The organism is Methanobacterium paludis (assembly GCF_000214725.1).
Taxonomy (GTDB): Archaea; Methanobacteriota; Methanobacteria; order Methanobacteriales; family Methanobacteriaceae; genus Methanobacterium_C; species Methanobacterium_C paludis.
The window spans coordinates 1,112,679-1,125,138 of record NC_015574.1 but is presented as its reverse complement, the minus strand read 5'-3'; the positions used below and the strand labels follow the sequence as shown (position 1 = coordinate 1,125,138).

General features: G+C 33.7%; 13 protein-coding genes. All 13 read right to left on the bottom strand.

The window, feature by feature from the left end:
- Window positions 1-103: 103 nt before the first annotated feature.
- The 13 genes from MSWAN_RS05180 to asnB all read right to left on the bottom strand — a co-directional run bounded on the left by MSWAN_RS05180 (window position 104) and on the right by asnB (window position 12,400).
- Window positions 104-790, bottom strand: coding sequence for a tetratricopeptide repeat protein (locus MSWAN_RS05180; protein ID WP_013825559.1), 687 nt, complete (start codon window positions 788-790; stop codon window positions 104-106).
- A 257-nt stretch (window positions 791-1,047) separates the two neighbouring features.
- A complete protein-coding gene (locus MSWAN_RS05170) occupies window positions 1,048-2,079 on the bottom strand; it encodes a right-handed parallel beta-helix repeat-containing protein (RefSeq protein WP_083809370.1) in 1,032 nt (343 codons plus the stop codon).
- Window positions 2,034-2,210 (bottom strand): hypothetical protein, encoded by a 177-nt coding sequence (locus MSWAN_RS13190; protein ID WP_394295802.1) that lies wholly within the window; start codon window positions 2,208-2,210, stop codon window positions 2,034-2,036. Before MSWAN_RS13190 ends, MSWAN_RS05170 begins: the two co-directional genes overlap by 46 nt.
- A 65-nt stretch (window positions 2,211-2,275) precedes the next feature.
- On the bottom strand, window positions 2,276-2,872 hold the full coding sequence (locus MSWAN_RS05165) for a tetratricopeptide repeat protein (RefSeq protein ID WP_013825556.1): 597 nt from the start codon (window positions 2,870-2,872) through the stop codon (window positions 2,276-2,278).
- A gap of 240 nt (window positions 2,873-3,112) precedes the next feature.
- A complete protein-coding gene (locus MSWAN_RS12900; RefSeq protein ID WP_162530331.1) occupies window positions 3,113-3,313 on the bottom strand; it encodes a hypothetical protein in 201 nt (66 codons plus the stop codon).
- A gap of 33 nt (window positions 3,314-3,346) precedes the next feature.
- Window positions 3,347-4,066: a DUF4013 domain-containing protein gene (locus MSWAN_RS05155; protein WP_052296844.1), complete on the bottom strand. Its 720-nt coding sequence runs from the start codon at window positions 4,064-4,066 to the stop codon at window positions 3,347-3,349.
- 537 nt (window positions 4,067-4,603) lie between these two features.
- Window positions 4,604-5,365, bottom strand: a complete 762-nt coding sequence (locus tag MSWAN_RS05150; RefSeq protein WP_013825555.1) for a type 1 glutamine amidotransferase — start codon at window positions 5,363-5,365, stop codon at window positions 4,604-4,606.
- Between the two features lie 180 nt (window positions 5,366-5,545).
- Window positions 5,546-6,919, bottom strand: a complete 1,374-nt coding sequence (locus tag MSWAN_RS05145; protein WP_013825554.1) for a Mur ligase family protein — start codon at window positions 6,917-6,919, stop codon at window positions 5,546-5,548.
- A gap of 285 nt (window positions 6,920-7,204) precedes the next feature.
- Window positions 7,205-8,410 (bottom strand): cofactor-independent phosphoglycerate mutase, encoded by a 1,206-nt coding sequence (locus MSWAN_RS05140; RefSeq protein ID WP_013825553.1) that lies wholly within the window; start codon window positions 8,408-8,410, stop codon window positions 7,205-7,207.
- Between the two features lie 178 nt (window positions 8,411-8,588).
- Window positions 8,589-9,602, bottom strand: a complete 1,014-nt coding sequence (locus MSWAN_RS05135) for a homoserine dehydrogenase (RefSeq protein WP_013825552.1) — start codon at window positions 9,600-9,602, stop codon at window positions 8,589-8,591.
- Between the two features lie 192 nt (window positions 9,603-9,794).
- Entirely contained in the window at window positions 9,795-10,280 is a 486-nt protein-coding gene (locus MSWAN_RS05130; RefSeq protein ID WP_013825551.1) for an amino acid-binding protein, read from the bottom strand.
- A gap of 17 nt (window positions 10,281-10,297) precedes the next feature.
- Entirely contained in the window at window positions 10,298-10,513 is a 216-nt protein-coding gene (gene gatC, locus MSWAN_RS05125; RefSeq protein WP_013825550.1) for an Asp-tRNA(Asn) amidotransferase subunit GatC, read from the bottom strand.
- A gap of 294 nt (window positions 10,514-10,807) precedes the next feature.
- Window positions 10,808-12,400, bottom strand: a complete 1,593-nt coding sequence (gene asnB, locus MSWAN_RS05120; RefSeq protein WP_013825549.1) for an asparagine synthase (glutamine-hydrolyzing) — start codon at window positions 12,398-12,400, stop codon at window positions 10,808-10,810.
- Window positions 12,401-12,460: the final 60 nt, after the last annotated feature.

Below are 12,460 nucleotides of genomic sequence, written 5' to 3'. Positions count from 1 at the left end.
TAGTTTTATGATATTTATTCACGACTTAATTGATTTATTAAGGACCAATAACCATCTTAAACAACATTTTTATTTGCGATAGTTTAAGTTACAACTTTTAATATTAAATCTTAGAGGTTTTTAGAAATTTTCTTAAGTTCGGGTCTAATTCAAGTGCTCTCTTGTAACATTTCAAAGCTTCTTCAGTCCTTCCGAGCATTTCAAGTGCCAAACCTTTACCAGACCATGCATGAGCATTGTTGGGATTTAATATTAAAACTTTTTCAAAACATTGAAGTGCTTCATCACTTTTTTCAAGTTGAAGTAATATTATTGCTTTGTAGCACCATGCTTTGAAGTATTCTGGATTTAATTCAAGAGATCTATTACAATAATCAAAAGCTTCATGATATTTTTTAAGTCTACTGAGGGAGCGAGCTTTGTTAGAAAGTGCTTTGTAGTTATTAGGGTCTAATTTTAAAGCTTCTTCCGAACTTTTTAAAGCTTCATGATATTTACCTAATTTATTGAGGAGTTTCCCTTTGCGTTGCCATGCATCTATATTTTTAGGGTTTATCTCCACGACATGATCCAAACAATTAACTGCTTCATTCAAATTATCCATAAGCCCGAAAATGATACTTTTCAAAAACCACACTTCATCATTATTTGGATCCAATTTTAAAACTTCATCAAGACACTGATTAGACTCTTCAAATTTATCCTGCCTATAAAACTTCTCACCTTTAATAAATAAAGCCTTTTTTTGATCATTAACTGAACCTTTTAATTTGCGTTTCCTAAAAAACATATGGTATCACATCTAAATGAATTTTTATAATCCAAACTAGATTAAACCTTTCAATAAGAGTTAAAGGATAAAAATATTCCCTTCCATTTTTTGCGAGTTGAAAATCCAGTTCTATTCTTAATATTTTATTATGACATCTTAAAGTTTCTTCAGACCTTTCCAAATCATGTTTCATAATTAAAATGTTCCTCCTCCACCACCACCAAATGAACCATCAACACCATATAAGGATGCCTTTAATCCTACAGAATATGCATCTACAAAACAGAAGAAACCACTGCAATTGCACCCCCTAAAAGTCTTCCTCCAGCAATAACAGCTTCACGATCCCCATATTCTATTCCTTCAGAAATAAGTGTTGCACCCGCAGTAAAAGCCGCACCTAATGGAATATATTTTGTATTATCATCACCGCCACCACCACTAAGACAATTTAAAAAAAACTGAAATCCAATATTTAGTTCATTCTGTTTCTCTTCATCTGTCTTATTAGAATTATTCACTTCATCCTTATAATCATCATAATTATACAACTTAGATGTTAATAATGATAAAACGCCTTGTAGATCGCCTTGAAGTCTTTGAGGTGTTAAAGGGTTTCCATCACCACGTATCTCGGATTTTGTATCATATAATGTAAATAATATTCCAATTTGTGGTAATGCTTTAAGATTGGCTGGTACCATTATATCAGGGTATTTTGCTGTTAAAAGGGCATCTGCAATAACAAAAGCGACAACCAAACCTACAAGATTATCTAAAGCAACAATTCCAGCAATTTCTCCAATTTGTTCCCCAGTTAATGCTGCTGCAATGCTATCCATTGTAATATCTACATCAGTGACAACTAATGGTATTCCCAAACTAACAAGATAACTATATAAACTCCCAGGATTTAGCAAGTTATTGTGGTCATCTGTGTTCCCGAAAACAGTAGCATTACTGCCATTAACTATTACTTGACCTCCACAGTTATAACTTACATTATTTCCTGTAACAGTAGCGTAATTTCCATTAACTAATATTCCTGTGCCCTTATTATAAGTTAATATATTCCCATTGATAGTGGCGTAGTCACCAGTTACACTGATCCCGTTATCACCATTACCTGCTGCAGTGTTTCCTGTGATCGTTGCACTAGCACCATTGATTACTATTCCTGCCAGGCCATTATTGGTCACAGTGTTTTCTGAGACAATTGCGTCTGCACCATTAATTGTTATTCCGTTATCAACATTGCTGGTTATATTGTTTCCTGATATGGCTGCGAAGTCACCAGATGCACTAATTCCATTCCACCATTAGTACTGATGATATTGTTGAGTACAAACACTTCATATCCGCTCACATCTAAACCATCACCACTGTTACCATATACAAGATTACCACTTGTATTGGTAGCATCGCCTGTTACTCTGATTCCAGAACCACTGTTACCTGCAGCAATATTATTAGAAACAGTTGCACCCGAATAATATCACCCATTTAATGGTGATCAACATATACTACCAATTTTTTCGCCTCTTTTGCAGGTTCAAAATTGGGATTCAACTCTAAAGCCTTATCAAAGCATTTAATGGCTTCTTGATATTTTTTAGCTTTTCCAAGAACTAAACCTTTACCATACCATACATCAGTATTTTGTGAATCCAACTCTAAAGCTTTATCAAAGCATTTAATGGCTTCTTGATATTTTTTAGTTGTTCCAAGAACTAAACCTTTAGTATTACATGCCTTAACATACTCTGGATCCAAATCCACAACCTTTTCAAAACAACTTAAAGCCTTTTCATATTCTCCTCTATCATAGAAAATCACACCTTTACTTTGTAAAACATCAACATACTCTGGATCCATTTTTAAAGCTTTATCAAAACATTTCAAAGCTTTATCAAATTCTTTAAGCCCCTTAAAAGCCAAACCCTTATTATTCCATAAACGAACATCTTTTGAATCAATCTTTAAACCATTATCAAAACATTTCAAAGCTTTATCAAATTTACCTTCATCTAAATATTTATTACCTTTCATAATACACTCTTCTTTATCCAACTTATTTTTAACAAAACCAAATAGTTTCATAGATATCCTCCCAATAATATATGAAAAGATATGCTCTCAAGTAAATCCCTTTTATTCTGTGACATTCCCAAATTACGTTCCCTAAAAAACATATAATCACGTTTCCCAATCTCTTTTATAATCCCCTTAAAATAAAACTCCACATATATGATCTTCAAATATTTATATGATGTATAAATGGTATTGAATTAATAATTCTGTTTCAAAGAGTTCTTTTTTTGCAAATTTAATACTTAAAAGTCATGTTTTTCTTTCATAATTTAATTTGAGGTTAGGATTCTCATTACCATATTTGCCAAACGAATCATAGTATTTTAATTTTCCACCGCATTCACATTCTTCGAAATCTTCTGGAGATTCTCCTTCCTGTAATTCATAATATCCTCCACATTTTTCACATTTTAAATATCCTAAGCTTCCTGAGATGTAAAATAATGCCATTTGATCTGGCAAAATACATTTCAAGATACGGAACTAAAATTTAAGGGAATTAAAACTTGTACTATGATATGAGGAATTAAAATAGAAAATATTAACTAAAATTAATCCTATAACTGCCAAGATGCCATAAACAAGTCCAATCACTATGTACCATACTAAAAGGTTTCCCCAACCTATATTTACGATTTCATCAATTATTTCATGAAATCTAAAGGCAGCATGTAATTCACCGTTATTATGTGCCATATTTGCTATTGCAACCGCTAATATCGGGATAATTATGAGAATATATAAAGTTACAATATTATTACCAATTCCCTGATCACCTAAAAATAATGGATTTGACCAAATAAGTTCTAAAATTTTTTCTAAAATTAAGGAAAAGGACCCCATTGCAAAAATTGTAAAAACCAGTATGATCAAAATAGCAGGAATTAAATAAACAACACGAAGAATAATCACTTTGATGCCGTTTAGAAACATTTCAACCCATGAGTTAAATTTTGGAAGGTCTACAACACCATCCAAGGATGATTTTATAATTCTAAACAAGTAACCTATTACAAATAAGCCAGATAAAAATCCAATTATATTTAAAAGCCAGTTTACTGCAACATTTGTACCAACTAATGCCATATATACTTTTAAATTTGACATATCCATGATAACTATTAAAACTCCTAAAATCAAAATTTTTTTCCAATCTGAAAACGGATATCTCAAAGAATCCTTTACTAATTTCGTTATGTTCATATTCCTACGCCCTGATTCATAACAATACTTTCAAAACTTACAGTAAACTGCACGGATTGTAACATCTTAAATTAAGAGTTATGTTATTAAATTAATAAATTAATCGATTTTCTATAATAATACTTAGATGAACGTTTGGAACTACTTTTAAGATGAGAACATAGAAAAAGATAGCTTAATAAAAAGTTTTAGGTATGTCAAATTGTAGCTAAACATGACATAAAATAATTACAATTAGATTATTAAAACCATCAAAAGATCGTCAATAAAATAGAATGCATCAAATGCCAGGTGCAATGTTAATAAATCATATCTAATTAGAATATTAATAACAGAGTATATTATGGGATATAAGGAACTCTTGGAAATGAGATATAAGGAACTTTTGGAAGAAAATTAGACATCTATTTTATATATTATGCCCTCATATCCTTTAATTATCATACTTAATGGAAGATAGTAAATCTTACATTTATTAAAATATGACATTGATTGATAATTCTACAAAAGGATTATGATGAAAATATTGGAACAACATCATTTACAGTAAAGTTCCTTAACCCTTTTATGGGCTGCATATTCCAGGTCATCATCAAGTTCTGGCAAGGTCTTAATACCATACTTATTTTCCAGAGCCTTTAAAATAAGATAATCTGCCAGATGAGGATTTTTTGGAAGAACTGGTCCGTGAAGATAGGTTCCTACACAGTTTTTATAAACCATTCCTTCAGAGCTGTCCTTTCCGTTGTTGCCTCGACCTACCTTAACAGCTCCAAGGGGGTCATGATGGTGGTAGGTTCTGCCTCCATGGTTCTCAAATCCAACAATTGTTTTAGGACTTAGTCCAAGCTGATTTTTAATTATTATATTCCCAATCAACCTGCCTTCTTCGCTTTCGGTGCGGTAATCAAATATTCCAAGTCCAGGGATTTCATTGCCTTCAGCATCAATGTAGCTTTCACCTAAAAATTGATAGCCCCCACATATTGCCAGAAAAACCTTTCCATCTTCAATCAGTGCATTAACATCTTTTTTATACTTTAAAAGATGGGAATAGACGATTTTTTGCCCTCTATCTGATCCTCCGCCCATGAAAAATATATCACCAGTTTTGAGATCCTTTTCCTGGTTGAGAGTGAAGTCTACTACCTCAACATTTATTCCTCTCCATTCACACCGCTTTTTCAAGCATATTACATTGCCAATATCCCCGTAAAGGTTTAAAAGATCAGGGTACATGTGGAAAATTTTGAGCTCCATATTTCCTTGATCTAATCCTTTCTCTCCATTTGCTTCCATTTGTTATCCCCTTATCCTTTTATAATCTGTAATCTCAAATTTCTCTAATCCCAATTCCTTTATCAAATTATATTTTATGATTCCCATCTTCTTTAATTTACAAAACTTCCTTCTTTGCTTTGTTTTGTGAAATTTGTGAATTAAATTAAATTTTATAAATTTTATTATCAATCTATTTTATTAATCCTTTAGAGAACTTTCTGAACTTTTGAGATGTTTTAATAAAATATCTCGGGCCTTGAAAACTGCAGTATAGGTTGGAAGAACATAAACAACATCTACTTTTTCAGTTAAAACTTGTGAAATAGCAGTTTCTATTCCATCTTCCCTTTTAACTCTTTTAATTGTTTTAACAATTTTTGAGGGGACATCGGCATATTTGATCCTGAGTGCAATGTCTTCGGCCCTTATTCCAGAGCAGTAAACAGAATCTAAGTTTTTTATATCCTTCAATCTTCCCATATCAGCGTCCCATATCCATGAAATATCTTTGCCATCTGCAGGGTTATCATTAAGGATGAATAGAACCGATTTTTTTCTTTCATCACTGAATATGACCTTTATAACTTCGGTCAATCCTATGGGATTTTTAGAAAGGACAAGTTTCACTGTTTTGTCTGGGAATTCAAAGTTTTCCATTCTTCCAAGATGGTATTCAAAGTTTTCTATTCTTTCTGTGACCATTTCTACATCCATACCTATTTCCAGACAGAATGCAAGAGCTGCACAGCAATTGTATGCGTTGTAAATACCTTCATACCCAAAACGTAAATTTTCAATCTTTTTATCAGCTGCAACAACGTCAAAATAGTATTCATCATTTCTATATTTTATTGATGATATCCTATAATCATAGGTTGGGTTTTCTAATCCACAATTTTTACAATAATATTTGCCAAGCTGGCCATAATTAAAGTATTCATATTCAAGACGGTCCATGCATAATGGGCAGAAACGTGTTTCAATTACCATCTGATATTTGTCGCTGAAATCGTTTTCACTAACCCCATAGTAAACATTTTTTTTACCAAGTTCTTTGAACTTCACTACAGATGGATCATCAGCGTTGAGGATCAGCGTTGAATCTAAAGGTTTCAGGGCATCGTAGACTATCTGGGATGTATGTTCTATTTCTCCGTACCTATCCAGTTGATCCCTGAAAAAATTAGTTATTATTACGTAATCAGGTTTGATGTAATTGACAACTTCCTTGAAGGAGCCTTCATCTACTTCAAAAACACCCCAATCATACTTCTTTTTGGTGTTGTTAATGAAGGCACTTGCCACTCCCTGGGGCATGTTGGCTCCCTTAAGATTTGAGAGCACACTTCCATATTTACCTGTTAAAATATGATATATTAAATTATTAGTGGTTGTTTTACCATTTGTACCCGTTACAATAACTTTCTTTTCACATCGGGCATCTAAAACACTTAAAAGATCAGGATCAATTTTAAGTGCAACCTTTCCGGGGAGTGCCGTAGCTCCCATACCTACCGCATTAAGCGCAAACTTTGTTAATTTACCTATTAAAATCGATGAGCGTAAAACCAAGTTTCATAAACCTCCATCAAAACATTTTCCACCAAAAAGCTTCATATAAAAAGCACAAAATATTTATTATGAGTATTGATGTTCTTCTTTATAAGATTTATATATTTACCACCCTATGAATTTAAAGAGCTTAAAAATAATTTAATCAATTTAAAACTAAATAAAATAAGGATAAATCCCTAAAAAAGATTAAAAATAAAAATTAGACATTTTAAAGTATTTAGTTTTTACTTAGATTTTTATTTTCAGGTTTGGATTTAGATTTAATCTCAAATTTTTTAGGTTTTATCTAGACTTTGCATATTCTATAAAGTTTTTCATGAATTTGTAACCTTCCATAACTCCCTGAGAACCTGTTTTCGCAGATATTTCATCGTATCTCTGTACATCATCTCGAACACCACCTGTAGAATACATTGCATATGGAACAGGATCTCTCGTGTGAGTTTTGACATGAACTGGGGTTGGATGATCCGGAAGTATTGCAATTGCATAATCTCCGAAGGATGGAAGATTTTTAAGGAGTTTTCCAAGGATTCTTGAGTCGATGCGTTCCATGGCTTTCATTTTCTCCCCGAGATCACCGGCGTGACCAGCCTCATCAGGGGCTTCAACATGAAGAAATACTAGATCGTGATCTTGAAGTGCATCAAGTGCATATTTTGCCTTTCCACAGTAATCAGTGTCGTAATAACCTGTGGCTCCGGGTACATGAATATTTGTGAGGCCCAGGTACATTCCTATACCCTTTATAAGGTCCACACCTGTGATTGTAGCGCCTTTAAGACCGTATTTTTCTGAAAATTGAGGCATTTTAGGTTTCACACCCTGACCCCACAGCCATATCATGTTGGCGGGATTCTTACCAGATTCAATTCTTCTTTTATTAACTGGATGGTTCTCAAGTACACTCTTTGAATCCTGCATTATTCCATTCAAAATCCTGGCGTTCTCATCTTCACGAGGGTTTAGCAGGTTGTCCATGAACGGGTCTCCAACAACATCGTGTGGAGGTGTGGATTTCAATTCTGCAGATTTCTTATCGTTAAAAACAAAGAGGTTTCTGTAACTTGTGCCCAGATAAAATTTTCCGAACCTGTAAAAATTCTGATTCAGGGCTTCTATAAGCTCTGATCCTTCTCCTGTACTTATGTGGCCTGCATTGAAATCTGCAAGTAAACCATCTTTTTCAGTTATGAAGTTGCATCTAAATGCGACATTACCATTATCCAAATTTGCCCCAATACTTGCAGCTTCCAAGGGGCCTCTGCCTGTATAAAATTCCTCTGGGTTGTAACCTAAAATTGAAAGGTTTGCAACATCAGATCCCGGTTCCATATTTTTGGGTACAGTTTTAAGCATTCCACTTACACCATTGGATGCAATATAATCCATATTTGGGATTTTTGCACTTTGAAGGGGCGTTTTACCGCCAAGCTCTTCAAGGGAGTAATCTGCCATTCCATCCCCTATAACTACCACATATTTCATGTTTAATCCTCTTTATAATCACATAATACGTTATTTTTATGATCTTTTAAACCTTAAGTACAGTTACATGGGTAAATAAATTTTTAAAGTAAAATAAAAAAAATAATTTGATAATTTTAATTAATCTACCTCAATTCATATTTATTGGTTTATTTTTCTTTAAAGTTACTTTAAATATTCATTTCCTGACTTTCCATATACTGATAATATCGCTTAAGATTGCTGATGCTGTTTCAACTGATCCTGCTCCCTTTCCAACTACAGTAACGTCTTCTGCAAGGTCGGTTTTAAGGGTTGCAACGTTCAACGTACCTCCAACAGCAAAGGGTGATCCTTCCCTTACAAGCCGTGGCGATACTTCAAGGGTTTCTTGCGAGGCTTCACCTATTAATTTTATGAGGTAACCCTCTTTTTTTGCAAGTTCTATTGATCCCGGGGTTATCTTTGATATACCGTCTATTTCAACATCTTTAAATGAAACATCCCTATTTAATATAGAATTTGCCAGTATAACCACTTTACAAGCAGCATCTATACCATCAACATCTTGTGCAGGGTTTGTCTCAGCTATTCCCAATTGTTGAGCTTCTTTAAGGGTTTGCTCATAAGAAGAACCTTCTTTAGCCATTCTTGAAAGAATAAAATTAGTTGTACCATTCAAAATACCAAAGACAGAGTTTATATCGCAGCCTGCAAGTGTTTCATGTGCAAAGTTCAAAATAGGCATTGCGCCACCTACAGATGCTTCGAATTTAAATTCAACACCATTAGATTTTGCTTTATCGACAATTTCCCTGTAAGAAAGTGCTAGAGGGCCTTTATTTGATGTTACAACATCTTTACCATTTTCTATGGCTTTAAGGATGTGAGTTCTTGCAGGTTCTCCATCATCAATGTTGGTTGGTGTGACTTCAATAAGGCAGTCATATTCAACTGTATCCATGACTTCATAGCCTGAAAGACCAGAAACCCCGTATTTTGGGTATTCAGATACTTTACCTGTCTTTTTCTTTGTTTCAATGAGCAGATCAGGATCCAGTCCCCCTTCAGATATTACCGCACCTTCACTGTCTGTTGCAGCCACCAACTCAAGGTCCAGACCGTATTTCTGTTTTATTTTATTCCTCTTCATGGAGAAGACCCTTGCAACTCCCTGTCCAACAGCTCCAAAACCAATGATACATATCCTCATCAAATTCCCCCATTTAAAAGTGAGATTTAAAATATGTTTAAGGATATTTGTTTAAATTAAAAATCGTTTAACTTGTTTAATTTAACCATAATAATGATTACAGTGTACTAATGAGTTACAGTTAAATAAACCATTTATACTTAATTTAAACCATATTCCTATTTAAACACTTTAAATCTTATGGCTGACTCTTTAAACCTCGTTTATGACTAAAAATCCTTTTGAATTTCCAATTTCTTTTATTTTCTTTAATAAATCTTTTTTCATGCCGTAATCTGCTTCAATTACGATCTTTGAGGCAGATTGTTCAGGATGATCTGACATTTTCAGATCAAGGTCAGCCACCCTTACACCGTCAATTCCATCCAGAAAGCCTACAGTTTCCTTCAAATCCTGGTTAATGTTTCCAATGATAACTGTTGTGACCTCTTCTTTTCGGACAACACCATCAACTTCCATTATCTGGACTTTACGTTCTTCCATAGATTCTAATACTGTTTTAAGAGTTTCCTTATCTCCCTCTATGGTTATGTGAACAGGTATTGTTCCACGTTCAGTCTTCACATCTCTCTGGTGGATTACAGCAACTATGTTAGCTCCAAGCTTTCCTATTGGTTCCAATGCATCTAAAAGCTGCCCTGGAACATCTAAAAGTTCTAAAACAAGATTTAATCTCATTTTATTCCGCCCTCATTTTATTTTGTCCATTTTCCTTTTTCAGTTACAAGATGACCTTGTTCATCTATATGAGCATTTCTAAGGATTTTTTCAGGATTTTTATCTTCACCGCAGTCTTCACGTGAAAGGTTCACATTATCCACAAGATAGTATGTTTCTTCAAGTTCAGGGATGTCTTGAAGTGCTTTTGAAAATTTTTCCAGTATTATTTCGGCTTCTTTTTCTATTTTCAACTGTATTTCCCCCAATTTAAGGTTGAACTTCAAATAATTATGCATTAATGGAATTTATCAGGATTAATCAAATGCCAGTGATTCTCTTCAAATTTAATCAATTCGATGATCCATCCATTTATTAAAATCTCTTGAATGATCCATCTTTAGTCTTTAAGATCTCTTTTTAGTCTTTAAGATCTCTTTAAATGGATCCATCGTATTTTTTTTATCTGTTAAAATGGATCCATCGTTAATTTGGATCTGTCGGATTATTTGGATTATGTTTGAATTTAATAAATTAATCTGGAGTTCTTAGTATTTTAAATATTCTTCTAACTTATTTTTGTAGTTCTCATCCTTTAAAACCTTCTTCACCAGAATCTTGTGGATACCAGAACCGTACTGTGCAGCTTTTTTAGGCCTTTTTACAATTTCATCAGGGACTCCAAGCTCTGCTGCAACTTCTCTGAGGATGCATTTCCTGAGATTGTCGTTATAATTGTTTATTTTATATTTCATGGGTATATCCATTGCCAGATTTATAATATTCATGTCCAGAAAAGGAACACGAAGCTCAATACTGTTGGCCATGGTCACAGAATCATCCCTCTGCAAATTCACGTGGTAAAGATTGAAAATATCCAGTTTAAGGTCTTCCTGGGTTTTTTCACCCTTCTCTTCATAAAATTTGAGGTAACGATGGTACCCTGCGAAAAGTTCGTCTGCACCTTGACCCGAAAGCATGACCTTTAAACCATCATGGTGCCCCATCTCAGATGCAATGTAGGATGGCATTCCAACACCTAATTTCATGATATTGAACTCTTCTATTGCATTTAATACCAGCTTCGTATATTTTCTGACATCGTCAACATCCACGGTTCGAACCATCAGTGGGAGACCCATATCATGTGCAGCCCTTCTAGCGAATTTAATGTCAACAGAGTCCTTGTGGCCAACACTGTAAAGTGATGTCTCAACTCCAAGATCAAGTGCTATTTTAGCAAGTATGGTACTGTCCACACCACCTGAAAATATTATTCCAACTTTAGAAAGTCCTTTTATCCTTTTTTCAACTGAATCGATCAAAAAATTCTTTAATTGATTTTTTAAACTATATTTTGATACAATATCTTTCGAATCATTTTCAAAGGTATTTTTTGGCGTAATAACTCCAGTTTTTACTTCATTTATTAATTTTAATCCATTTTCAGTTGATTTATCAATTGATCTATTTTCATTTGAATTATTTTTAGTTAATCCCTTTTTGAATGCCTTATTTTCAATTAAACTGTCCCCTAGATCAATTAGCTTTTCATTGTAAAGCATTTGGTTTGGTGGAAGAGTTTTAACATCCTGTATCCCAATATTCCAAAGGGCTTTCCGTTCAGATGCAAAAGCAAAACGTTTTTTGTCATCATTTTTACCGTAGTAAAGAGGTTTCACACCTATAGGATCTCTAACCGCAGCAAAGTTCGTTCCATCATATACTGCAAAGGCGTAGTCTCCATCAAGATATTTTATTGCTTTTTTAGTGGCCTCATAAAGTGATCCTTCATAAAACTTTTGGATAAGTCCTAATACAACTTCACAATCAGAATCAGTTTTAAAATTTAGATCAAATTCTTTTTTAAGTTCTTTGAAGTTGTATATCTCCCCATTACAAACTAAAACAAACTTATCCCGAGTTAAGGGTTGGGAAACTTCAGAACCAACGATTGAAAGCAAGTTGTGACCAATTCCAAATGAACCTTGTGGAACGTCCAAACTACCCAGATCATCATGTAATACTTTACCATCAACAAAAACACCGGAACCGTCAGGCCCCCTGTGCTTGATGGATATGAGCATCTTCTTCAGATCGGGACCTATGTTTTCCCCTTTTATACCTGCTATTCCACACATATCTGATTTCCTGGCTTAAGGATTAAAATAAGTTTTTATTTATTAATCTTTGAATTTATC